Genomic DNA, 25335 nt, shown 5'->3' with positions numbered 1-25335 from the left:
GATTAGAACGTTGCATCGCTTAAGAACTTATACCGCCCGTGTTTTTGAAGGAAACGGCAAGTACCGACGCCTAGGACGAGCACTCGATGTGTTCTTAATGTCACTTATCATGATCAATGTGGTGGCCATTGTTTTAGAGTCTGTAAGTCACCTCGCTAAACAGTATAAGCATGAGTTTTTAATGCTCGAGCTTATTTCTGTCGGTATTTTTACGCTCGAATACATTTTGCGCCTTTGGTCATGTGTCGATAAAAGTGCCCACAAAGAGAGCCCGCTAACCAACTCAAAAATTCGTATTAAATACTTTTTTTCTCCCTTAGCACTCATCGACCTTATTGCCATTTTACCGACCTTGCTAATGGTTTTCGTCAGTGTTGATTTGCGCTTTTTGCGGGTATTACGTTTAATGCGTATCTTTAAACTCACCCGCTATTCTCGAGCTATGCAGCTGTTGTTACAGTCATTTCGCGATGAAAGTAGCTCTTTGCTTGCCGCTTTTTTCATTATGGCGGTTGTGCTGATCATTGCATCATGCGGAATTTATTTAATTGAGCACGATGTGCAACCCGACAAGTTTGGCTCTATTCCATCGGCTATGTGGTGGGCCATGGTCACTCTGACGACTGTAGGTTATGGGGATGTGGTGCCTGTTACTCCGCTTGGACGATTATTTGGGGGTGCCATTACCTTAGTCAGTATGGGAATGGTGGCAATTCCTACCGGTTTATTAGCATCCAGCTTTTCTGAGCAACTTCGTAAGCGCCGTTTGTTGTTTACTGATGCGGTGCATGAAGCGATGGAAGATGGTCATTTATCAGCGATTCAAGAAGAACACCTTGAGAATCTGCGTTACAAGCTCGGTTTAAGTAAGCAAGAAGCAAACAAGGCGATTCATAACGAACTTAAAAATCGTCACAGTAATCTTTATTGCCGTCACTGCGGTAAACGCCAAGATTAACAGTAAAACAGATAAAGCCCGCGGCTTTATCTGTTTTAGTCATCAAATTCTGCATGCCACTGCGCATTTAACAAGGGGCTTACTTCATCCCCCGGAACAGCTTTACTAAACAAATAACCTTGTAAGTATTCACAACCACGAGCGTGTAAGAAGCGAAGCTGGGTGGTATTTTCAACCCCTTCAGCAACACACTCCTTGCCTAGGCTTTTCGCCAATGTGAGTGTTGAATTAATAATAGCTTCGTCATCTTTATCAACCCCGATATCGTGCACAAAGCTTTTATCTATTTTTAAAACATCAACCGGGAACCGTTTTAAATACGTTAGAGAAGCGTAGCCCGTGCCAAAGTCATCCATATAAATTTTACAGCCTAATGCTTTTAATTTATTCATGCTTAATTGGGCTTTCTCTGAATCTCGCATCATCACTGATTCAGTAATTTCGAATACAACAGCACTGGCGGGTACATGGCTGAGTGTTAAAGCTTGATGAATATTTTCGACTAAATGAGTACTTTCAAAATCAAATGCCGATAAGTTAATAGAGATATATAAATCGGGGTGCGACACGCGCCATTGTCGTAACTCGATTAATGCACGCGATAAAGTTTGCAGCATAATTTTGGTGATAAGCCCTGAGCTTTCAGCAGCATTGGCAAAGTCTTCAGGCTGATAATCATCATTACTAGGCCAGCGTAATAACACCTCTAACCCTACAACTTGACGTGTTTTTGAACTAACAATGGGTTGATAGTAATTACAAAATTCATGCTCTTGATACGCTTTGCTTAATTGTGACTCTAAATGCAGAGTCCGCTGCACTTGTAAATTCATCTCTTGCTTATAGAACTGATAACGTCCCTCCACAGACCGCTTAGCATGGTAGAGGGCAACATTCGCCGCTTTTAACAGCGCTTTTGTATCGAGGGCGTCGTCGGGATACACAGCAACCCCAACACTTAAGTTCACTTTTACCGCTTGTTGATTAAGCTCAATATGGCTTTCAACACAATCCATAACTTTCGCGCATAGCGATAATAGCTCATCGACCTGTTTGAGATCTTCAGCGAGGATCACAAACTCATCACCTTCAAACCTTGCCAAACTATCTTGCGGGCGCAGCACTTGTTTCAATCGCTTTGCAACTCGCTTGATAAGCTCATCAGACTCTTCGTGACCCAATGAATCATTAAAGTATTTAAATCGCTTAATATTTACATTTAACAAGGCTGCTTTCGTTTGATGGTAATCAGCTTGCTCGATAGCATGGCTTACACGGTCACTGAATAATGTTTTGTTCGGCAATCCGGTGAGCGTGTCGTAATTGGCTAATAAGTGCAGTTCATTCTCAGCCAGCTTTTGCGCGCTGATATCAGTGACAATAATCACATAACTGTCGAGTTGACGATTACTCCCCGCAACAGCACTTATTTTAATGAGCACTTGACGCTTTTCGCCGTTGGCAACTTCAACAACATCTTCTGCTGAAAAGTGTTCACCTGATTGCAGTTTTTGCATTACTCGTAAATAGTGAATACGTGCCGGAATAGACAACCCGAGAGTTAAAGAACGACTCGAACGCGGATCAGCAGGAAAGCCAAAGGCACTTTGGAACGACTGATTAGTAGCACGAATACGCAAGTTTTTATCCATAATAAACACCCAGTCTCGGGTTTGTTCAAACGCCGCACCAAATAAACGGGCGTTTTCTTCAAATACCAGTTCTCGGGTCATATTCGTGTAGGTGCCAGCCACTTTCTCAGGCGTGTTGTCTTGCCATTCAACCACCTTGCCGAAATCTTTATACCAACGCCATTGACCATCGGCGTGTCGTAAACGATACGTGCAGTTAAAATAGCCTTTTTGAGTAGATAAAAACTCCAGCCACTCTAAGCGAAAGGTTTGTTTATCATGTGGGTGAATCTTTGCCAAATAGTCATCTAGATTAACACTGTCACTGTCATAGCCCAGTTCATTTTTCAGCCTAGGCTGATAAATAATCGGGCTTTGCGACGACCAATCCCAAACACCAGAATGACTTCCCTCTAATGCAAGTTTTAGTCGCGCCTCACTTTCTTTACTTTCTTTGTGTGCGGCAAGCAAAATTTGCTGCATACGATTACGTCTAAAGAGCCAAGCAGCTACAAGTAGCGCCGCTAATATAAGGTAAAGCAAAATAAAATGTGGCGCACGCCATGGTGGGTATTTTACTTCGATGTTTAATGTTGCCGGCGGGGTTAAATCTCCCGTTAAGGGGTCTTTTGCCCACACTTTAAGGTGGTACTTGCCTGCACTTAATTTTGGAAAAAGAACACGGTTATTATTTCGCGTGTAGGTTTTTTGCCCATCGCCAAGTTGATACTCATAAATAACACGCTCTTGGTAATTGAACGCCATGGCTGAGAAAGCAACCTCGAGACCGATGTCATCATGCTCAAGTACCACACTGTCTATTGGCTGTTTAAGCTCAGCAGGTAAGTCACGAGACATTAAATCCAAGTTGGTGATATTAACGTGATCAATCAAAGCTTGCTGATAGTGGTTATCCATCGGGTAAAAATAGGTAAAGCCTTTAAGGGTGCCATAAACAATTTGCCCAGACTTTAATTTGGTAAATGCGCCACTATTAAACTCGGTAGAAAAAAGCCCCTCTGAACCAGTAAACTGTTGAAAGTGCATATTATCGGGGTTGAGTCGCCACAGCCCTTTATGACTACTCATCCAAATCATTCCGGCTTCATCAAGCACCATATCGTACAATAAAGTGCCTAGCTTATTTTTTTCAAGATCAATGGTGTAGATATGCTCGTACGTTGTGGCATCTAGGCCAATCAAGCCAAAATTCGATAACGATAACCACAAGACATTATTGTTATCAATAATGTAAGACATCACATTCACAGCAACATTTTCATGCTGCTCGGGCACCGTATAAATGGTGGTCAGTTCATAACTGTGAGGATCAACCTGATATAAGATCCCCGCATTATAAAATAACGGTGCATCGGGCTTGCTTGATAAGGCCGGCAAGAACCCATAGGCTAAGAAAGGCTCAAATTCATCAAATTTACCACCTAAACGTGTCACCTCTTGGCTATCAATATTGTAAACAAACATACCGAAATCGGGGTGAACGTAATACAAATCGCCCGACGGCATTAATAGAACCCCATGCACCCAATCGTTAATGAGTTCTTGCTGCTTAGGGTCTGCCGTATTAACGGGAGTTACTTCACCCGTCTTTGGATTAAAGCTAAAAATTCCCCGATTCGTGTGCAACCAAAGTTGCGCTTTATAAGGCATTATTTGGTAAACAGTGAATTCGGTCGTGATTAAATCTATTTGGTAGTCTTTTAAAAAGACTTCGCTTTCATACGTGTCTAAGTCAACGGCCGTTAGACCATTGTGGGTCGCAAGCCACAGCCTGCCCTGAAACTCTGCAATACCCCAAATTGAATGATGCGATAAGCCGTCACCTTTAATCGAATTGGCCACCACATTTACAAAGTTATAATTATCATACGAGAGATAAAAAGCGCCATCGTTCTTGGTGGCTAACCACATGCCTCCGGAGCGATCTTTTACGATATCAATGATACTTGTATCAGCAAGGGTGTAACCGTTGTCTTTTAAGCGTGTACTTTTAACCAAGTCGCCGGTTGCCCGGGTAAAGTTAAATAAGCCTTTATCGGTTCCCAAGGTAATCGTTGAATTTTGTGGAATAATTTCCCAAATATTTAAGTCGCTAATTAGGGTCTTATTTTTAAACTGAACCTCAGGCGTGTTAAACATCTCTGGTAAGTTGCTAATATCGACTTCGTATAAACCCCGAACAGCCCCGACCAACAAAGTATGCTCATCTATTACGGCAAACGACTTCACATAGTTTTGATACATGTGTGTTGGCGCTTGGCTTAGATGCTCAAGCTTTCTTACCTGGCCCGATGCGATTTCATAAACAAATGCCCCATTACTCGTGCCCATAAATATGTAACCTTGATAAGGATACAACTCACGAATAACGCTGCTTTTTACACGATCGGGTATTTCAAAAATAGACGTGACTTGCTGCGTTTCTAAGTCGAGTTTTGCAAAATCCCAGCCTCGGCCTAGCCAGAGCGTTTTGTCATCAACCGCAACCATACTAAACACAGATTCTATAAAAATTTGCTCTTCGGTGGTGGGCTTTGCAATAAATTGTTGGTAGCTGTCAGTACTCGGATCATAACGGAATAGCCCTGCTTGCAAAGATGCTATCCAAATATAACCTTGGGGGTCTTGATAAATGCGGTCAATGATGGCGTCTTCAAGCTCTCCATTAGGGCCTTTGATATGCACAACCTCATAGCCATCATAACGATTTAAACCGCCCTCAGTGGATAACCATAAATAGCCACTGTTATCGATAAGCATCGTATTGACATAACTTTGCGACAACCCTTCGCTGGTTGACAAGCGTTTCACTTGCGCAAAACTGGAATGACTAAACAAACCACAAATCACAATAATGAGTAGAGCTGATAAAGAAAAGAACTTAGTCATTGACGTTCCAAATTACTAACTTGGCGCGGTGTCACACGTAAAGTGCATCGCGACGATATTGCGATGCGCATATACCTCAAACAACGATTGCAAAGAATTGGGTAATGTTAATGTATAGTTAAACCCATTTACTAGATAGAAATCAATCAGATTTTCATAGGCAAAGGTAAAAACTGTCCCTTTTTGTTCAGCAATAAGCGTGGTGAGTAACTGTGAGGCTACTTTTTTACCTCGCCATGCAGCATCAACATACAGAGTTGATAAAAATAAAAAGCCCGCTTTATTTTGAACCCGACATGCCGCAACGATATTCAAACCATGGTACGCCACCCACACTTGATCAGCTTTAGTGGCACGCCCCCGCGCATTGTGTTTATCGTAAAACTTATTTACCAACGGGGTTTTGATTGCGTCAAGTAAACAAAATTTCAGCTCCGTCATGATTAACTCATTAAGGATAAATAATGCTCAAACTGTTGTTTTAAAAAGGCTTGCTCTGACATAGGACGATTATTAATTGCTGTATACACCCCTTCGCGGGTATTTTTTCCACGCTTAATCTGGTAGGCCCAAAAAGAGGCTTCGTAGTCTAATTGAATTTGATATTTTTGCTCTCGAGGCAATTTACATAAATTAAAGCTCATACTTTCTCAGCAACAGTGTATTGATTTATGAAGTATAACAAAGTTGCTTCAAATTAATCGCCTATTTTAAACCTTGATTTTGGAAACACATAACAGTAAATTAACGCCGAATACATGCTCGCAAGGAACGCACGTTGCCAAAATTTCTGATACCTAGTTTGACCATTATTCTGCTGTTTTTTTGCTTTCCTAGCAGCGCAAATTCTCATATTTTAATTTTTAATCGCCCAGCCGACACACCGCAAGCACGTTATGTGGTTGACTTATTGAGCACCGCTTATAAAGAGATAGGTTATGAGCTTCACGTTATTGATTTTAATCATCAAGGTTCGTTAGCAGCTGCAAACCAAGGTGTGCTTGATGGACAGTTAGGGCGTATTGATTTTGTTACCCGCGATTATCCAAATTTATTAAAGGTCGACTTTCCCCTGTTCGAATTTAACCTTGTGTTATTAAAAAACTGCAAGCAATGCAATTATCGTGATCTTAAGTCACTCGCTATTCAGTCAAGTTATCCCGCAGCACAGAGCTACATAGAAGAAAATCCCATTAAAGGTGATGTGATAAAGGTAAGAAACGTCACGGCTCAATTGAATTTATTGACTCAAAAACGCGTTGAAGGCACCATTTTATTAGACTTTTTACTCTCTACAAAACACCCTGACTTTAACCAAGCGGCTTTTAATAAAGAGATCTTAATGTCGATGCAAAGCTTTCACTTTGTTCATAAACGCCACGCAGCACTTATTCCGCAACTGACAAATATTCTTAAAAAGCTTGAAGCCGATGGCACGGTGCGCACGCTAAAAACGAAATACAATCTCACCGAGTTTTAAAAATCAAATCCGCCTTGCTCAGGTGTCGGTTGGTTATTTTCTGCCAACTGTTTTTTCTGTAAATAACGCTTATAACGCTGCTGACATAAGCTGATTACTTTGCGTTTTTCAGCATTACTCAGCTGATTCCAGTAAAACCGTTCATCGCGACTGCGATAACAGCCTTTACAATAGCCCCGATTATTAACCTGACAAATCCCTTTACAAGGGCTTGGGATCTCAAATATTTCAATTTGTTGCATCACAATTGCCAGTTAATTAATCATCTTAGAAGTATAGCCCGAAAATTAATCATAAAAAAAGCCACTTCAATAAGTGGCTCATTTAACGAATCAAAACATTGCTTAAAAAAGTAATTAGCACATTGATTTAAATGCGAACGCATTCTATCAACTTTAGATTATTTAATCTGATTCGCTCGTAGAAAGTTCTGCTTTGCGATGAAAAGGTTTCGCGTACATTGCTAAAACCAGTGGCTTTAACTCTTCAGGTACTTTAGCTAAACGCGCATTAAACGCTTCAGCATCTTTTTTATCAATCACGGCCTGCTTACCCCCCCCCGCAATATAGTTACCTGGGTGTAAGAAAAACGAATCAACAATTTGCTGGTCAATCGTTTTTGCAAGCTCTTCTGGTGACTCGCAGCCAGATTCAATTGGCTCACCAAACGCTAAATGTACATGCCCTTTTGCTGTGCTAAAGCCCTCAACAATGCTGGCAATGTCTTCACCTTGTTGCTTTACATATTGGCCGTGATGCTGTTTGTGATAAAGCTCTTTCGCTTTCGCAATCGCACATGGTTCATATTGATACGAGATAGAGACTGGCACTATTTTTAATTCGCGAACGTAATCAGCAAATTCTTTTTTCTGTTTACGACCTTGTAGCTGCAACATTTTAAGCAGTGCAGGATCCGTTTGATCAAAACCATCTTTTGCACGCCCTTCTTTTTGTGCAATCCAAATTGAATGGCCCTCTGACAATGAATCATAAATATAGGCTGAGAGTTGTGATAACGCTTTGAGCATTTCTTTGGGTGCTTTTGCTGAACGTTTCACTATAAAGCTTTTATTTAAGCGCATTAACTCTGTGATATACGGAATTTGCAGCAAATTATCACCAATGGCGATGCGCACTGTCGGCATATTGTGTTTAAACAAACCCCAGTTAACTAACGCTGGATCCAAGACAATATCGCGGTGATTTGAAATGAACAAATACGCTTGTTTTGGATCCAGTTTATCAAGACCCGAAAATGTCACTTCAGATGTGGTACGGGTGATCAGTTTATTTAAATAGCTGGCCACCTCTTGTTGAACTTGCTCAACAGATTGCGTATTTCCCCACTTTTTTCTTAATTGCTGGCGCACTAATGGGCGAGTTATAAATGGAAAATAAGATAAAAAGCGCGGCAGATTATACTTGGCGATAACATCCACAAAGGCATTATCAGCAATTAATCGGGCGACTGAATCAGCGACTTCGTCATCATTGTAAGGTCTAATATCGGCGTATTTATCCACACATTCACTCATAAAAACTGCTTAAGTTAAAAAACGGCACGCATGGCGTACCGTTTAAATAGTTGGCGGATTATAACTCAGGCAATTTTAAATGCGAACCGAGACGCGATAGTTAACCTAAATATTTCCCTATATTGATAAAATTTTTATTTTTACAACAATTAATTAGGCAATGCTCTTACCAGTATCAACGAACTTTTTTAATGCCATTTTGAACACTAATCTCAGCATTAAAATAGCCAAAATGATACCCGAAGCAAGGCTTAACCAATGCGGTAGAACCTCGTGTTCAGTGCCCATCATGGGAGCCACTACAAAGCCAAATTCATCCACTAAATAATCCGTTAAAAAGCCAAACAGTAAAGCCATTCCGATTACCCCAGTTAAATAAGCAAACACCGCGCGTTTACCTAACTCCTTTCCCACCACTCCCAAGGTGGCAATATTCGTCGCAGGACCTGCAAGCATAAACACCAATACCGCACCTGGGGATACGCCACTTAACAGTAACCCTGCTGCTATCGGGGTCGAGGCAGTCGCACAAATGTACATTGGTATACTAATCAGTATCACCACCAGCATCGCAAAAATACCGCTTCCCCATTGACTTAAATAAGACTCAGGAACATACGTTTGCACTAGCGCCGCGAAAAAGAGACCAATCACCAGCCACACCATGGTGTCTTCTAACAGTTTATTGCAGCTAAAACGAATAGCGCGTTTAAATTTAGCAACACGGCTCTCTATCGAAAGACTGGGCTTTTCGCTTTTACAGCAACGGTCTGTTTTTATCGATGCAGAATCTTCAGTGCTAAAGCCGCTCGACTCTTTTTTAACTTCAGCTGAGGTATTACTGCTGCAACAGCTCGGCTCTTTTTTAACTTCAGCTGCGGTATTACGGCTGCAACAGCTCGACTCTTTTTTAACTTCAGCTGCGGTATTACTGCTGCAACAGCTTGACTCTTTTTTAACTTCAGCCGAAGTATTGCTGCTGCAACAGCCTGCACTATTATCATCTGCAGTGGCGGCTTGATGCTTATGCTGTGAATGAATTTCATGGTCTTTCCCAACCAAGACACCCGCAGCTATCGCACTGCACACCGCTGCGATTGGGCGTATAATGGCCATAAATGGCCCCAATAAAACATACGAGACTGACACTGAATCAACGCCCGTTTCGGGTGTTGAAACTAAGAATGCCGTCGTCGCGCTTTTCGATGCTCCCGCTCTTCTAAGCCCAATTGCTGCTGGAATAACACCACACGAACACAATGGCATAGGCGCACCAATAAAAGCCGCCTTAATGGTTGTCCAAAGCCCCTCTTTTCCTAAGTGACGATTGAGAAAATTGGCCGGTAAATACACATTTAATAAACCAGCAATCAATAAACCTAACATTAGCCATGGGGCAGATAATAAGAATAACTGCCAAAAATTATTGAGTAAGTCCATCAATATCCTCCAGTGTCGTCAGTATCGAGCAGTTCTCAGCGGGCTCTTCACCACCACAACATTTATCTGCTAATAATGAAAGAGAGTCATAAAAACGCGTGAGTTCAGCAATGCGTGCGGCCACTAAGTCACGTTTTTGTAATGTCATTGCTTTAACCTCATGACATGAATGCTGATTTTTATGAAACTTAATTTGCAATAACTCTTTTATTTCAGACAGACTAAAACCAACGTTTTTTGCCCGCAAAATGAACGACATTTGCTTGTAATCTGCATCAGAGTAAAACCGATATCCCACCTCAGAACGCGAACTTGGCGTTAACAAACCATGTTTTTCGTAGTACCTTAACGTATCTGTTGAGACGCCTAATTGACGGGCAAACTCACCTATTTTCATCACTGTCTCCATTGTGAAGCGTTTATTTATTATGCTCACTATAAACCTTGGAGTACACCCTAAGGTCAAGCAAAAATTAATAAGGAAAGTATATGAATATCGTCGTCCTTGATGCCGCCACATTAGCAGACACTTCGTTAGATGAGCTGGCACAATTAGGTTCACTCACTTGCTATAACCTAACTAATCAGCACGAATTAATTGAACGCTGCCAAGACGCTGATGTAGTAGTAACGAATAAAGTAGTTATAAATCAACAAGCAATGGCGCAGTTACCTCATTTAAAATTAATTTGCGTTGCTGCAACTGGCACCAATAATATTGATTTACCAGCAGCAAAAGCCCATAACATCGCCGTGACCAATGTGGCTGGATATTCAACACCTTCAGTGGTTCAACACACGTTTACATTGATCACCAATCTGCTTGGTAACACACACAAGTACATTCGTGATTGCCAGCAAGGTTTATGGCAGCAGAGTCCGATGTTTTGTCGCTTAGATTACAGCTTTAATGAAATTGCTGGGAAAACCTTAGCAATTATTGGCTACGGCTCGTTGGGCAAAGCGGTTGCTGAAGTTGCAACCGCATTTGGTGCCCATGTAATTATCAGTGAACGTAAAGGACATACACCGCGTGAAGGTCGCGTTAGTTTTGAGCAAGCATTAAAAACGGCTGATATAATCAGTGTTCACTGCCCGTTAACAGAAGAAACTCGCGATCAAATTGCGGCTCATGAGCTGAACATGATGAAACCCTCTGCCATCCTTATTAATACTGCCCGTGGAGGGATTATTAATGAGGCTGATTTAGCATCTGCGCTTGCTAATAATGTGATTGCTGGCGCGGGTGTTGATGTACTCAGTAAAGAACCCGCCGAGGCAGATAACCCACTTGCCCGATACACTGGCGACAATTTATTACTTACGCCGCACATTGCCTGGGCAAGTAAAGAGTCTATTATTCGCTTAGTGAAAGAAATCGCGTTAAATATCAAAGCATTTAACCAAGGAAATGAGCGCAATAGGTTGGTCTAAATTGCAATTTTTTGGTCAATTGAGCGAACTGGTTTGCAAAAAAGCTCCTAGCCAATTGACCAATTAAAATCTAATTACTTGATTTAATTTACTTTTTAAAATGTGGCAAGCTGATTGCTAATTAAGAGCAACGTAAACATTAAATTCTAGGGATAAAAAAATGAAAAAAGCACTTTTAATTGCAGCGCTTACTGCACCATTTTTAACTGGCTGTGTCATTGCAGTATCTGATGGTGAAGCTGAAACACATTGGGCAGGTGATTCATCGACGAGCTGGCAAAAGCAGCACAAAAATAACCGCGAAATCATTTCGACTCTTGCGCTTGATACTAACTACCAAGTGGTACTTAATAAACTTCACACCCCTAACTTCACTGAATTACTAAAACAAGGTGACGATGTTTACCAAGTATTGTTTTATGCAACTCATAGCATTCACTCTGATGGTAAAATGACAAAAGATGAGTGCACACCACTGGTATTTAAAAACGATAAGCTAATTGGCGTTGGTGATACCATTTATAAATCACTGAGCAATGGCTAATTAGCCAAAAATGGCAGAGTAGGCCTTGCCTACTCTTTACCCACTCACATTCACTAATCGCGAAACAACTTGGTCACGTCCGCCATCTTTAGCCTGATATAACCCTAAGTCAGCTTCTTCAAGCAGCGTTTGTTCAGCGTATACTTGGCCTGTTTCTGTGGTCGCAATGCCGATACTAATTGTCACATGATCCGAATTTAACGAAGCGGTATGGGGAATACCTAAATTACTCACTGCATGTCGTAATTTATTAGCAAATGCGATTGCTTGTGTTGCCGTTGTATTAGGCAAAACAGCCGCAAACTCTTCCCCCCCATAGCGCGCCACAAAGTCACTGCCTCGCTCGCAGGCCCCAACAAGCGCATGAGCAATTCGTTTTAAGCAATCATCACCCGCTCGGTGGCCATAGCAATCATTAAACCGTTTAAAATGATCCACATCCATGAGTAATACAGACAAAGGGGTTTGATCGCGACGACAGCGACGCCATTCTCGGGCAAGATTTTCATCTAGATAACGTCTATTAGGAATTTCAGTCAGGCCATCGATTGACGCTAACATTTCGAGCAAGTCATTTTTTTGTTTGATTAATAACTGATTACGCACACGCGCACGAACAATCGCAGCACTAAAGGGTTTAGTTATATAATCCATCGCCCCCAACTCGAGGCCTTTTGCTTCGTCGTCATGGCTCGAATTAGCAGAAATAAAAATAACAGGCAGCATATTTGTGACGGTATTTTCTTTTATTTTGCTCAGTACCTCATACCCATCAATACCGGGCATAACAATATCCAGAATCAATAAATCAACGGACTGTGTTTTTAAAAACGTCAGTGCCTTTTCACCACTTTCAACACAAAAAACATCATAATCTTGCTGTAATGTTTTTTCTAATACCAAACGGTTCAACGGATCGTCATCAACAATCAGTACCTTGGCTCTTTTTAGCATCTGTAGATCCTTGTTCGATGATAAATGCAATGACTTGTTTGATCTGCCACTGCAACTCATCGTTTAATAACTCAGGGAGTTCGCCTTGTGCTTTAAGCTTAGCCTCACATTGCTGAGCGCAGGCTGACAAACGTTTAAAGCCTAGATTACCGGCCGACCCTTTCACATTATGGACAACTCTGATCAACTCATCGGTGGTCTTTAATGTTGAAATTTGTAATAGCTGTTGTGCTGCCATGGTCGCAAACTTTGACAGCATAGTTAATACTAATTCTGTATTATTTGAAAACTGAGTGAGAACAAACGTTCGGTCAAAAAAAGCCTGTTTCTGTAATTCAAGTTCACTCATCGCCAAAAACAGTGTACTGGCAACAATGGGTTTAGTGAGGTGTTTATTCATGCCCGCCGCAACGGATTGCTCTATGTCAGCCGCTTCGCTGTGTGCTGTTAATGCATAAATCGGCATTTGCTCTTTCGTGAATGACTGGCGAATTATACGCGTAGCTTGGCAGCCATCCATCTGGGGCATTTGAATATCCATAAAGATCAGGTCGGGTCTGAGACAATTAGCAAGCTCAATGCCCTTTTCACCACTGTCTGCACACACAACGGTGATATCGGCTTGCTCTAAAATACTTTTAATAATGCTTAGATTAAGTGGGTTGTCATCTACGGCTAACACTAATAGACCCGATAAATCGGCACTTGAAGGGAGGGATACAACCGCCTTTTTCGCCGGTTCGCTGGTTTTATCTAGCTGTAAGCAGAAACTAAATTCACTGCCTTTGCCTCGTTGACTTGCTAGTTTTATTTCGCCACCCATTAACGCCACTTCGTACTTTACAATTGCAAGCCCAAGCCCAACGCCTTGATGTGAACGTGTAAGTGACTCATCACCTTGTGTAAAGGCATCAAATAAGCGACTTTGATCCGCATCGCTAATCCCAATACCGGTGTCTTTTACAGCAAAGCAAATTAGTTGTTGTTCAGAGGTTTGTTCGACTAAGTTTAAACTTAATTTAACGCTTCCTTGCTCTGTGAATTTAGCGGCATTAGTCAGTAAATTACCTAACACCTGTTGTAAACAGATTTGATCGCCCCTTAGGTTAGAATTGATCTTTTCATCGCACTCAACGCTGAATTCTAACCCCTTCGTTTTACACAGTGGCGCGACGATTCCTTCGCAATAATTAATTAAATCAGACAAGCTAAAGGGGGCTTTAGTTAATTTAACTTGCGAACTTTCGGCTCGGGCAAAATCGAGCATACGGTTTAATAAAGACAATAAGCTGTTGGCTGCTGACTTCGCTTGCTCAGCATGTGTGCGCTGCTCCAACGACAAGCCTTGCAACGCAATCACATCTATTAGGCCCAGTACGGCATTAAGTGGGGTGCGTATCTCATGACTTAAATTGGCAATAAAGCGGCTTTTAGCTAATGTGGCACGCTCGGCGTCATTTTTAGCTTGTATTAAGTCAGTGATATCTTGGACATGGACAACAAAGTAATCTGGATTTTTTTCACCATTCCATACCAATGAAACACTAATTTGTAGCCAACATTTTTGTTCTTGCTGGGGCAAACTAAAGTGATACACTTTTTTCTTTTCGCTGAGCAATTCAAGTAAGGTACCTTTTAACGTGTCTAGTGATTGCTCGCCAAACAAATCATCCAACCTATATTGGCTGCTCAAGGTGTCACTGCGTTCTAGTGAAAATATTTTACGCGCCGCTTTATTCATTTGCAGTACGCGGTAATCAAGAGACAGTAATATAACCCCATTTGCAGCGTACTCCATTGCACTGCGTAATTTGGCTTCAGAGCTTTGTAATGCGTTTAATGCCGCGTGCTGCTCAGTAATATCACGGCCTATCGCCATGGTTCCCAATAATTGTTGATGCTCGTTATAAAAAGGCGCAATACTCAAATGATAGGTTTTATCATTGGTTACTAAACGTTTTTGATACACTTGGCGGTCTTGTAATACTTGTCGCTCAAGTTCACTTAGCTCGCCGTTATCGTCACTGATATCACATAACTGCTGGCCAACGAGTTTCTCTTGCGGTAAACCGATATAACTCTCATACGCCTTGTTACAGCCTAAAAATGAACCATCAATATTTTTAAAATAAATAAGATCTGGCACATTATTAAGCATGGTGTTCAGTAAGGCTAAATGACGTTCTTTGGCATCAATACTGCGGCGCAATTGTTTTGATTTAACTTGCACTTGTGAATCAAGCGCTTTGTTCGCCTCTTGCAATGATTGAACAAGCTCTTCATTACGGGTAAAAACCCGCTTAACTCGGCTAAACCAAGGTTGCCAATCAGCAGGAATACGATAATTTACCAGTGTATGTTGGCCTTCATCATGTTTTTCTAGGTAATTCATCAAGTGAGTCATTGGCTTTACAAATATGCGCTGACTCAACCAAAATACCGCGCTGAACATCATGACTAAAAAAACACTTAAGAACACAAATTCTATAAACATGTCGTAGCGGACAGGCCCACTGAGTGCTTTTTGAGATTCAAAGTAACGGGTATAAATTGGTAAATCAGACGATGGTTGCACTAAGTGACTGTGACTCTTTGTGTTTTTGTTTATCTCACTTTCGGGCCAATAATCATCGGCATTAATCGCTGTTTTTAATATTTTACTTGAGCTGGCTATTACTTGGTTATCTTGATTAATGAAAATATATTCGCCGTTACTCGGGGCAATTTTCATTAACCACTTAGAGATTGCCTCTAAGTCATAAATTAAAATGATGTAGTCGTCGCTTTGTAACGCTCGTCTTTTTCCTATTGCAAAGTACGCGTGGCCATTAACAGTAATAACAGCACTTGAGGCCAGCGCTTTATCATTTAAACGCGACGGTCGAAATTTATTATCCAACACACTCGTCAGCAATTCACTTTCAGCTGTTGAACGGCGCTTTATATAAACAAAACCCTGTTCGTTAACATAGGCAACACCTTGCAACGATTGAATCAATGCCAGCGTTGTGTTGAACGAGGGCCCTAATGCAAGCACTTGACGCCACTGAGTAAGAGCAAAGGCAGTGGATGCAAATTTACCTTGCCCCACAATTTCACCCACTCCTCCCTTTATGGGTTGATAATAGTAGTGATCAAACTGATTTACATTGCGGGCCCAGTTGGGGTCGAAGTCATATGATAGTGGTTGCTCATACAACTTAAACATCGTATCAATCAATCCATCAGCCGCATGCATTGCATGACCAAGCTGAGCAGAGATATTATTAAAACTACTTTGTCGGCTTTCTTGTGAGCGTTCTAGCTTTAGATTATATAAGTGTAAACACAGAATAAACGCCACCAGCAATGGCACAATAAGCGCCACGGCCAGAGAACGATAATAATGCTTTAGTGGTAAAAAATTCACTCGATTTTAAGTACCTTGCCTCGGTAACACCTAGATTAACGAGGCAAAGATTCACTGGCAAGTTATAAATTTTCTTCAGCGAAGCTTGCCAAGCGACTACGAACAACACCATTCAAGTTAACGGTTGCACTTCCTTCAAAATTTTTAAATCGTTCAACAATATAGGTTAAACCTGAGGTAACAGGGGTTAAATAGTTACTATCGATTTGCGCTAAGTTTCCTGAGCAAATTAACTTCGTGCCCTCACCGCAGCGGGTGATTATGGTCTTCAATTGAGAGGCGGTTAAATTTTGACTTTCATCTAATATCACCCCCGAATTGATATAATACTATCATACCCTTAATAAACTTGAACAAAAAAGCTTTTACACACATACTCTAGCTAAGAATCAAAGGTGAACGAAAATGATACTTCGAAATACAACAAAAACTAAAATAATTAAAACATCAGTCAACTTTGGAAAAGGAATGTCTTTTCATCTCGATAAATCAGGGCAACCTATTAAGACTGAAAAAGGCATCAGAACTCACTCATATAGGCACGATAAAATAGAACCTAATTTTCCAGTGCTATATCACCCGACTCGCTTCACCGAATGCCAAGAAATGAACTTATTTTTAATGCACCGCTTTGAAGGTCATTTCAGTCTCAAAAAGAATCAAATAGACAATGAGGCTTTTAGTGACGCTTATCATGCCAGCCAACCGGGAAAGCCATTAGATGTTAAGTCTGTTTGCAGTATAGCTAAGCACTTAAAAGCTTTCTTAGATTGGTTGGATAAAGATGATGCATCCTATTTTGAAGTAATAGCTGCACCACTTTCAAAACAATCTGTAGATGATGATATTTCTAGGTTACCTGTGTGGAGATATCACAAACATTTATGTGAAAGAGTCGAAACCAAAGATAAGTCTAAACGCATAAGCTTTAACAGCGCTCAAGAACGAATTAGAGCTGTTAAAGCATTCTATATATGGAGCCATAAGCGCGGGGCTATAGATAGCCTCCCCTTCTCACTTGAATACAAACAGGTACGTATTAAATCGAAAGCTAAATCAAGTGTAAGTTCATTGTTTCAATTACCTACTAGCAACACACGTTCTGGAGGCTTATGGAAGTGGGTTAGTAATTTGAGCATTCCAAATACATTGAAACAAAAGGAAGACTCACCCGAAAAAGATCTACAACCATATTCTCCAAAAGAACTTAAACAGTTGCTGGAGACGGATACGGCTCAAAAAGAGACTTATAAGCTTTATTTGCAATGTGCTTTGCTAGGTGGACTTCGTTCTTTTGAGATTTCAGCCATCGACCAGAAAGACCTTTTTGATCCTGATGAAAAAGAAAACGAGAAACGTATTCCAAAATTGAACATTGTACGAAAAGGACATAAGCCAGTGAGATTAACAATAGCGCGAGTTCTAATGAAGCTTTTGTACAATCACACTTTGACAATTCAAAATATGAAGCGACGTACCAAACATGAGACTAATCATGGTATGGACAATAGTGAACATCCGCTTCCTTTGTTTATGAATAGTTCAGGATCGCGGATAAGCGAAGATACACCGGGGAATACTATTTCCATAGTTAGAAAAGAACAAAGGAAGCAGGGATTAGAAATACTATTACGCACATTCCATGACTTACGCGCTACCTTTGCTACTTATGTCGCTAAATACCTAATTGACAAAGGTGAATCGGAGAGTTCCATCAGACAGACACTAATGACCTTGATGAGTCACGAAAGTTTTAAAACAACCAAACGTTACATCGACTTTGCCAAAAGTGTAGCAGTGGATGCATACGGAGCAATGTCAGAGTGGGTGAAAGATATCTACGGTGATGTTGACGAATTACTGATGCGTGAGGCTGAAGATGCAGCAGCAAGTTAAAACGCGGAAGTCCAATCGTATTCCTGCTAGATTTAAACCTCATTCAATTGTTCTAGCCAAACAGTTAGACGTTTTATTTAACAGGGCATATGACAAAGAAAACAATATTAGCGCAGATGACGACACTGCTATTTCAATGAGTCGCTTGCGGAATGCTTGTGTCAGTTTACAACATACTCTTCCTCTAGCCCTTAATAAGGTTAGTACAGATACTGCGACATCAATTCAAACTTCGGGATTAAATGCTCTATCAGACTTTGAAATTTGGCAAGAACTGGAATACTTTTGCATTAATGAAATAAATGATGTCAAGCTACCTAGTTATGCTACTCGTATAGAAGAAGCCTTAGAAAACTTAGCTAAGTTTCATTTTTATGATAACGCTATCAACGCTCCTTTTAGGCTAGTAAATGGGGCTACTTCAATCGACATAACTAAATTATTCGAACTTGAATTCCATCAAGTAAAAGAGATTCGTAAATTACTAAATAAATATCTGGACTATCTCGTCCTTCCAGAATTAAGCCTCAAAGATTCTTCTATTAGGGACAATATCCTCAAAACTGCGACAGCTATTATAAATCTTTGTCTACATGATACTTTTAAGAATACTGAACGCGTCAAACTGCCATTATTGGCAACATTACAGGATAGGGAATTCGTTTCATCATTTATATGCAATCACAACTTCCGTACTTTTTTAAAATTTATACTACCCGATGTGTGGGGTAAAGCTAGAGTCAATCAATTTAAAACTGAAGCCGAAGTAATAGGGTATGCACAAAGCATATCATCCAAATTTGGCAATGAAGTTGATGCTTTTTTGAAAAATCAGATAGCAAGCGCTTCGGAAGCTAATACAACAAGAGTTAGATCCTCAACTTTATCATTTCCAAGGTGGTTGAATAGTGCTGGTAGCGTAGCATCACCAATAATTAAGCTGCTTAGTGAGCGTGGAATTCAAGGGTTTGCAGAAAATGGCCTTCAGGGATTTAAATACCTTTATAAGCATTACCAAGAAGAAACTCAAAATAACCAGCAGTTTTTACTGCTACTAAACGCTGCATTGGACCTTTACCACTTTGTTACGGGTGAAAAAATCGCAAAGGAAAGTTTATTACCCTACTCATTGGGCTATTACCTTAAAGAAAGTGACACTACCGAATGGCAGAAGCATGAGTGGGTATATGACAATGCCTATAAATTTTATCAAAACCTAGTCGAATACCATAAAGTTTTTACAAAGCGAATTGATGGCGAGAGCATAGGTATCGTCACTCTCAAAGGTTACATAGGTAGTATGGCTAGAGCATTGAAAGAAAATGCATCATCATTAACAGATGAACAAATGAAGCTTATTGCCAGTCATGGGGTTCATGCTTTTGTTGAAAATAACTGTGAGATACTAAAGGCTATAAGAGAGGCAATTCAACTAAAATCAAAACAAGGCGATTTGTCGGTTTTTGTTGGTAATCAATATCAGAGCGCTATCGACAAATTACTATCGTTTTATGGTCTAGATACTATTAAAAGCTTTCCGGTCAACACCGAATTAACTGCACAACATCAAGAGCAACTATCTCAGAATCAAGATAAACTCTACTCATATAGAGAAGTAGTAGAATTAGCATATTACATAGAAAAAGGGCTTTCTGAGACCTTACTCACAATTAAAGACAAAGTTACACTTTATGCAGCAAAAGTCATATTGAAAACTGGTTGGAATTCAACTCCTACGCTAGAGCTTGATACTGACGACTTATTTTTCTTTAACACGCCATTACATTCAAGTAAAACTCCTGCTCTTCGTTTATTTAAACGCCGAGCTAATTATCAAACTCAATGGCATAAATTTGAAATTAAAGCCGAAGATCTAGAAAAAGAAGGCGTCTTATACGGCGACGTTGTCGAACCAGTAATATTTGATATTAAGGCTGCGACTAGACTTACGTCTATTTACCGCCCTTCTATTGAGAACCTATCAAAAAGAATTTTTGTTTTTCCCAAAGTAAATAGTATTGGAGAAGTAAAGATTCAATTATTAACAGCATCACGTTTCAAGACCTCTATAGATAGGATATTGACTGAGCTTGGGTGTGATATCGTATTTAATTCGCAAAAGATCAGAAAATCAGGGCTTAACTACATTTACCGAAAAGTTGCCAAAGAATTTAAGTGGTATCAAAAAGCTGGCAAGCACTCTTATGAAACGTTCTTGCGTCATTATTTAATGCAAGATAACAAAGATGTTGCAATGACAATCAACAGAGCGACAAAAACAATGGCAGACTATTTTGTTCGCGATGTTACCGACAAAGTAATCATTTTGCAGACTCCACCAGAAGACGGTAAAAAAGTCCCGAATGGCACATGCATTAACTCAAAAGATAAATCCGCAGTAGTGGCATTCGAATCTCAAAACAGGAAATTATTAGACCAGCGAGATACAAACGAGCATGCATGTGCCGACTTTAACGCATGCTTGTGGTGTCCGTTCTATCGCTGTGTTGCTGACGCATTGCATGTTTGGAAACTTTTGTCATACCGGGATTTTGTTGTTGCTGATATGGAAAACTCAGCCGCAACATTTGACTCTGTAACAGAGCAACTGGAAAACATAGAGCAGTTGAAAAATAGAGTTAACGAAATATTAACTGATATTGCCAAGCTTAATGCTCAAGCTGTGATTGATGGAAAAGAATTATTGAGAACAGAGGGTATTCATCCTCATTGGAAAAACACAGGTTTGCTATGACCAAAGAGATAACTAAAACAAAACTACTTGATATCGCTGTTGTAAAAACACATACAGGTCAAATCACTATAAAACCTTTGGTTCAGGTGTTAGAAGATTTTAAAGTTGATGATACTAGCGCTTTTAATTCGATTGCTTTGTGGGAAAACAGAGCATTGAATATTGCTAAACATGGCACTATTCACTTTGGCGATGACACTTGGATAAGCTATGAAGAAACGCAAAGAAATGTGAATTTTAAAGGTGTTGATGAATTAGCATATCAAATTCGAATTTATTCACTAATTAAACTCACACATGGTGATGTTGTAGGCGGTAAACCTCTAAAAATCTCTACACTTCAAAATGATGTAACGTATCTAAATTTAATTGCAGCCTTCTTAAGACAAAGAGGTTATCACTCATTTCATGAGTTGGAGTTCAAATCTGACTTAGTTATTAGGAATCTCATAAAAGACTATTTATATGAAGTCGGGAAAATAGCTATTTACAGACAATCACACTCATTTACTAAACTATTTGACGTGCAACGAAGCTTTCGTCTTTTTGGCCCTAAGGTGTGTAGTGTTTTTATTGATGTGCTTAACCAACTAAACGAGTTACACCATCCGAGACCAGTCACTTATTCGCACCCTGTCATTCCTACTAAAGTAATGAAAAAAATTCTGAAGTTTGCAGAAAAAATAGTTGAAAACTCTAAGGATAAGATAGAACGATGGCTAGAATTAAATGCACGCTTAATAGATAGTTTACATGAAGGCTCCATTGAACCACCGCCCAAAATGAATACAGGTGAGCTAATAGCAAAACATGTAAGAAACTTACCCAATGAAGAGGAATTCATTCAATTATCCGAAGAATTAGAAGATTTAAAATTAGCCACATACATTAATATCTTGGCCTATACAGGTATGAGATATAACGAAGTACTTACATGCAAGGTTGGCTGTGCCAATTACAAAGATGATATTTATTACATTACGGCAATTATGACCAAAACCGACAACAGTAAGGTTGAGATGGAATGGTTTTCAAACGCTGAAGTACATGAGTGTGTTGGTATTTACGAAAAATATGTGATCGGTATGCAAGAAAGGGCAAAAGCTGTACTTTCTTCATGCAGAGCCAATATAACAAGTAGTCAAGCACACAATTTGAAAGAAGGGTTAGAAAGAAACCGTCTTTTCGGGGTTTCACATAGTAGCTGTAGTGTTAGTTTTAGCGATACTGGGCGATTCACAAAATTTGAGGTTAAAAACAGTGAAAACATTGAGCTTTTTGACTTAACTCTAGACGATGATGATATAGCAGAGCTTGAACGCCTTGAATCTAACTACAAAGAAGTTAGAGGAGAGAATAGAGGTGTCCCATACGAAGAAGGCGATACGTTTAGATTAACCGCTCACATGTTTCGACATACGTTGGCCTACTTTGTCATTGCCAATAAATTAGGTGAGCTTGATGATATTAGATATCAATTTAAACATTTAACTAGCCTAATGACGTTTGTTTATACTCGAAGAGCATTTTTGGCCTCAACAACTTTAATTAAAACTACTGAAGAGTTTAATGAGATTTTAATTGACTGTGTTGCAGAAGAGTTAATAGATGAAGCCGAGTCACAATCACTTAAAGGTGGTGCTGGTGAGCAAATTAATAAAACATCTAAAGATCTGATAATAGGTATTACTGATAGTCAAAGTAAAGATTCGACTGTGATTAAGCAGATCCATTTCAGTTCAATTGAAGAACTGAAAAAATTTCTCGTCAAAAATATTAAAAACATACGTGGCTTACCTACGGGGTACTGCACTGCGGGAGAAGCTTGCAAGATAAAAGGAGCAGGAATCCCTAGTGGCTGTGTGTATTGTGGTAGTAAAATCATTACCAAACGCCACAAGGTCAATTGGCAAATAATAAAAAAAGAAGCAACGCAGAAACTAGAGGCATATGCGGCATTAACCAAAGAAGAGCAAGAAGATTACGAGCTATTTGCTATTCACTGGAAAAATAATATAGCAGCAGCTGACTATGTATTAGATGAAGGCAAAGCGCATACAAACCAAGGAGAACAAGCATGAGTAGCGCATACGATGATATAAAACGTGCTTTTGAAGAGATGAAATCTGATGGCAGCAAGATAACCAAAAATGCAGTAGCAACGAGAGCTAAAAGAAATATTGCAAATCTATCTAAAGAAGAAGAAAAATGGGTAAAGTTACGAGAAAATATTGAAAAAGCTCAATTAACTTGGGAAGAAAAAAATAAAGATAATTTAATAAAACAACTCAGAACAAAGGTAGCCGAACTAAAAAGCAAGCTTGCTAAAGAAAAGCAAAAAAACGAGATTGACCCTAAGGAAATCGATAAGGATTTTGAAAAGCTACTGGTGCGATTACAAGAAATGTACGCTGAAATAGATAAGCTCAAACTGATTAATGCTGATTTAAAAAATCAACTTCAGCACTCAGGGCAACATACAGAAATAAGAGTGGATACGTCTACTGGTGAAATTATTGAATTAGTTTCAACGAAACAATAGATTAGATGTAGTAGCTCATATCTCATCTTACAGTTTTGTTGATTAGGTTTAGACTTCACCTGACAGGCAGCAAGAGCGAACAAGAGACGGTCAGAGTGATCTGGATATGTGAACTTAATTCTACAAAGCGGACGCTTAGCGACCCCGTTCATGCAATAAAATTGAGTTTAGGCAATCCGCATTAATTGTATAATGATGTCTCTGCTTCTAAAGAGTATGTTTATGAGAACCATTGGAAAACTGGCAAAAGATTTAGATATCAATGTTGAAACGATCCGCTTTTATGAGCGCCAAGGTTTAATAGAGCAGCCTCCAAAACCCGAATCAGGTTATCGAAAGTATGACGAGACACACGCTAATCAACTCAAATTTATTCTGAAAGCTAAAGCATTAGGGTTTACGCTGAAAGAAATTGAATCACTGATGTCACTAAGTAGCAGTTGCGCTGATATAGAATCGATGGGATTGCAAAAACTTAATCTCATCCGTAATAAAATTGCTGATTTACAGCGGTTAGAGAAAGTAATTCAAGATATGACAGATTCTTGCAAGGCCAATCAAGACCCTCAATCCTGCCCGGTAATAAATTCACTTAAATAGCTATTGACCCCGTACTTATGTACGGAGTTTATACTACCTTAAAAATTGAGGTAGATAGTTATGATCAATAAAATTCTAGATAAAGTAGGTTCTGGTGGCGTTTGGCTAGCCGCCCTTAGTTGCACAGCATGTTTTCCTGCGCTCGGCTCATTGGCATCTGCGCTTGGGTTAGGTTTTCTTTCACATTTTGAAGGGATAGCGGTGAACACCTTATTGCCATTATTTGCTTCACTAGCGTTGTTAGTTAATTTCTATAATTGGTATCAACATCGAGAGTCATTAAGAGGCATTTTAAGTGTCATTGGCCCAATTGCAGTATTGCTGACCCTTTATCCTTTATGGCAATACGACTGGAGCACTTACTTATTTTACTTTGGGATCATTTGGATGGTCGTAATGTCTATTTTAGATATTGTTAAGCCCATTAAGGAACCAGTATGCAAGGTATAGAATTAAAATCTAAGATAACTTGCCCTAAATGTGGATTTAGCAAAGTTGAAACCATGCCTACAAACGCTTGCCAATGGTATTACGAATGCGAAAGCTGTAAAGCACTACTTAAACCGTTCAAAGGTGATTGTTGCGTTTACTGCTCTTATGGAACAGTTAAGTGTCCTCCTATTCAAGAAGGCAATGCATGTTGCTCAGGTAAGTAGCCTAGTATTCGGTGGTTCTGTGCCAACCAAGTAATATCTTAAATGCGATTGCGATTAACACTAAACCACCAAATAGTTCAGCTTTAGACTCCAGCCATACGCCACTTCTTTCGCCGATATTCACACCAATCTAGCTAAAGGCAAACGTCGTGACGCCTATTATCAAGCAAGCTACGGCTATGTCTACCTCAAGCAATGTGATTGCATAACCTGCCGCCATTGCATCAATACTGGCGGCAATAGCAAGAACAAATAGCACACGATGAGTAACATTAGCAATATCTTCTTCAATTCCTTCAGATTGGGACTCATAAATCATTTTTGCCACCGATAAATAATAGCAAAATAAAAGCTATCCAAGGTGCATAATCTTCAATCCAAGATGATCATCCTTTACCGCTGTAATAGCCTAAAAGAGGTATAAAGCCTTGGAAAAATCCAAAATAAGCAACGGCTTTAATAAAGAGTTTTTCAGCATTTGCTACTTTTTTAGAACCTAAGCCTATGGATACTGCAAACACGTCCATACTGAGTGCTATAGCTAATACAAATACTTCAAACAAATCGATTAAACCTGAATAAAATTGTTAT

20 protein-coding genes and 2 pseudogenes are annotated in these 25335 nt (G+C 39.8%); 11 read left to right on the top strand and 11 right to left on the bottom strand.

The features are described from left to right. The first annotated feature begins 10 nt into the window (after positions 1 to 10). Positions 11 to 958: an ion transporter gene (locus tag LPA49_RS05850; protein ID WP_036966045.1), complete on the top strand. Its 948-nt coding sequence runs from the start codon at positions 11 to 13 to the stop codon at positions 956 to 958. 35 nt (positions 959 to 993) lie between these two features. Here LPA49_RS05850 and LPA49_RS05845 read toward each other — a convergent pair whose 3' ends face one another. The 3 genes from LPA49_RS05845 to LPA49_RS05835 are packed head-to-tail and all read right to left on the bottom strand — an operon-like array spanning position 994 to position 6143. Further along, a complete protein-coding gene (locus LPA49_RS05845) occupies positions 994 to 5499 on the bottom strand; it encodes an EAL domain-containing protein (protein ID WP_180311076.1) in 4506 nt (1501 codons plus the stop codon). A gap of 15 nt (positions 5500 to 5514) precedes the next feature. Then, positions 5515 to 5940: a GNAT family N-acetyltransferase gene (locus LPA49_RS05840; protein WP_036966040.1), complete on the bottom strand. Its 426-nt coding sequence runs from the start codon at positions 5938 to 5940 to the stop codon at positions 5515 to 5517. Between the two features lie 2 nt (positions 5941 to 5942). Beyond that, a complete protein-coding gene (locus tag LPA49_RS05835; protein WP_036966037.1) occupies positions 5943 to 6143 on the bottom strand; it encodes a DUF3283 family protein in 201 nt (66 codons plus the stop codon). 134 nt (positions 6144 to 6277) lie between these two features. On the opposite strand from LPA49_RS05835, the gene LPA49_RS05830 reads away from it, so the two are divergent. Then, complete coding sequence (locus LPA49_RS05830; protein ID WP_230235931.1) at positions 6278 to 6979, top strand: transporter substrate-binding domain-containing protein; 702 nt, start codon at positions 6278 to 6280, stop codon at positions 6977 to 6979. On the opposite strand, the gene LPA49_RS05825 is transcribed toward LPA49_RS05830, so the two are convergent. The 4 genes from LPA49_RS05825 to zntR form a co-directional block, all read right to left on the bottom strand. After that, on the bottom strand, positions 6976 to 7221 hold the full coding sequence (locus LPA49_RS05825) for a DUF1289 domain-containing protein (protein WP_036966031.1): 246 nt from the start codon (positions 7219 to 7221) through the stop codon (positions 6976 to 6978). The two genes, LPA49_RS05830 and LPA49_RS05825, sit on opposite strands and share 4 nt — an antisense overlap. A 162-nt stretch (positions 7222 to 7383) precedes the next feature. Further along, a complete protein-coding gene (locus tag LPA49_RS05820) occupies positions 7384 to 8514 on the bottom strand; it encodes a 1-acyl-sn-glycerol-3-phosphate acyltransferase (RefSeq protein ID WP_180311077.1) in 1131 nt (376 codons plus the stop codon). Positions 8515 to 8667: 153 nt separating this feature from the next. Beyond that, the gene (locus LPA49_RS05815) at positions 8668 to 9954 is read right to left on the bottom strand and encodes an SO_0444 family Cu/Zn efflux transporter (RefSeq protein ID WP_230235929.1); all 1287 of its coding nucleotides are present in this window, start codon (positions 9952 to 9954) and stop codon (positions 8668 to 8670) included. Next, positions 9938 to 10351, bottom strand: a complete 414-nt coding sequence (zntR, locus tag LPA49_RS05810; RefSeq protein ID WP_083202809.1) for a Zn(2+)-responsive transcriptional regulator — start codon at positions 10349 to 10351, stop codon at positions 9938 to 9940. Before zntR ends, LPA49_RS05815 begins: the two co-directional genes overlap by 17 nt. Positions 10352 to 10443: 92 nt before the next feature. Between zntR and LPA49_RS05805 the strand changes: the two genes are divergently transcribed. After that, a complete protein-coding gene (locus LPA49_RS05805) occupies positions 10444 to 11388 on the top strand; it encodes a D-2-hydroxyacid dehydrogenase (protein ID WP_036966023.1) in 945 nt (314 codons plus the stop codon). Positions 11389 to 11548: 160 nt separating this feature from the next. Then, entirely contained in the window at positions 11549 to 11932 is a 384-nt protein-coding gene (locus LPA49_RS05800; protein ID WP_036966020.1) for a DUF3192 domain-containing protein, read from the top strand. A 36-nt stretch (positions 11933 to 11968) separates the two neighbouring features. On the opposite strand, the gene LPA49_RS05795 is transcribed toward LPA49_RS05800, so the two are convergent. The 3 genes and pseudogenes from LPA49_RS05795 to LPA49_RS05785 form a co-directional block, all read right to left on the bottom strand. Next, the gene (locus LPA49_RS05795) at positions 11969 to 12886 is read right to left on the bottom strand and encodes a diguanylate cyclase (RefSeq protein ID WP_036966017.1); all 918 of its coding nucleotides are present in this window, start codon (positions 12884 to 12886) and stop codon (positions 11969 to 11971) included. Beyond that, a complete protein-coding gene (locus LPA49_RS05790; protein WP_180311079.1) occupies positions 12855 to 16295 on the bottom strand; it encodes a PAS domain-containing hybrid sensor histidine kinase/response regulator in 3441 nt (1146 codons plus the stop codon). Before LPA49_RS05790 ends, LPA49_RS05795 begins: the two co-directional genes overlap by 32 nt. A 62-nt stretch (positions 16296 to 16357) precedes the next feature. Beyond that, positions 16358 to 16615 (bottom strand): annotated as a pseudogene (locus LPA49_RS05785) (PhoH family protein); the annotation flags it as partial. Positions 16616 to 16700: 85 nt separating this feature from the next. Between LPA49_RS05785 and LPA49_RS05780 the strand changes: the two are divergent. The 7 genes from LPA49_RS05780 (at position 16701) to LPA49_RS05750 (ending at position 24744) form a co-directional block, all read left to right on the top strand. Beyond that, positions 16701 to 18191 (top strand): site-specific integrase, encoded by a 1491-nt coding sequence (locus LPA49_RS05780; protein ID WP_016708217.1) that lies wholly within the window; start codon positions 16701 to 16703, stop codon positions 18189 to 18191. Beyond that, positions 18175 to 20946: a hypothetical protein gene (locus LPA49_RS05775; protein ID WP_074988938.1), complete on the top strand. Its 2772-nt coding sequence runs from the start codon at positions 18175 to 18177 to the stop codon at positions 20944 to 20946. Before LPA49_RS05780 ends, LPA49_RS05775 begins: the two co-directional genes overlap by 17 nt. Further along, positions 20943 to 23027 (top strand): hypothetical protein, encoded by a 2085-nt coding sequence (locus LPA49_RS05770; RefSeq protein ID WP_230235927.1) that lies wholly within the window; start codon positions 20943 to 20945, stop codon positions 23025 to 23027. Before LPA49_RS05775 ends, LPA49_RS05770 begins: the two co-directional genes overlap by 4 nt. Continuing rightward, on the top strand, positions 23024 to 23488 hold the full coding sequence (locus LPA49_RS05765) for a hypothetical protein (RefSeq protein WP_016708220.1): 465 nt from the start codon (positions 23024 to 23026) through the stop codon (positions 23486 to 23488). The genes LPA49_RS05770 and LPA49_RS05765 overlap by 4 nt, the downstream gene beginning before the upstream one ends. A 222-nt stretch (positions 23489 to 23710) precedes the next feature. After that, entirely contained in the window at positions 23711 to 24088 is a 378-nt protein-coding gene (locus LPA49_RS05760) for a MerR family transcriptional regulator (RefSeq protein ID WP_016708221.1), read from the top strand. A gap of 60 nt (positions 24089 to 24148) precedes the next feature. After that, positions 24149 to 24538: an organomercurial transporter MerC gene (merC, locus tag LPA49_RS05755; protein ID WP_016708222.1), complete on the top strand. Its 390-nt coding sequence runs from the start codon at positions 24149 to 24151 to the stop codon at positions 24536 to 24538. After that, complete coding sequence (locus LPA49_RS05750) at positions 24526 to 24744, top strand: GDCCVxC domain-containing (seleno)protein (RefSeq protein ID WP_230235925.1); 219 nt, start codon at positions 24526 to 24528, stop codon at positions 24742 to 24744. The genes merC and LPA49_RS05750 overlap by 13 nt, the downstream gene beginning before the upstream one ends. Before the next feature lies 1 nt (position 24745). On the opposite strand, the pseudogene LPA49_RS05745 reads toward LPA49_RS05750, so the two are convergent. After that, positions 24746 to 25307 (bottom strand): annotated as a pseudogene (locus tag LPA49_RS05745) (manganese efflux pump MntP family protein). Between the last annotated feature and the right edge of the window lie 28 nt (positions 25308 to 25335).

Source organism: Pseudoalteromonas sp. MB41 (assembly GCF_020966275.1).
Classification (GTDB): Bacteria; Pseudomonadota; Gammaproteobacteria; order Enterobacterales; family Alteromonadaceae; genus Pseudoalteromonas; species Pseudoalteromonas lipolytica.
The sequence above is the reverse complement of the archived record's forward strand: the minus strand, read 5'-3'. Positions and strand labels throughout refer to the sequence as shown.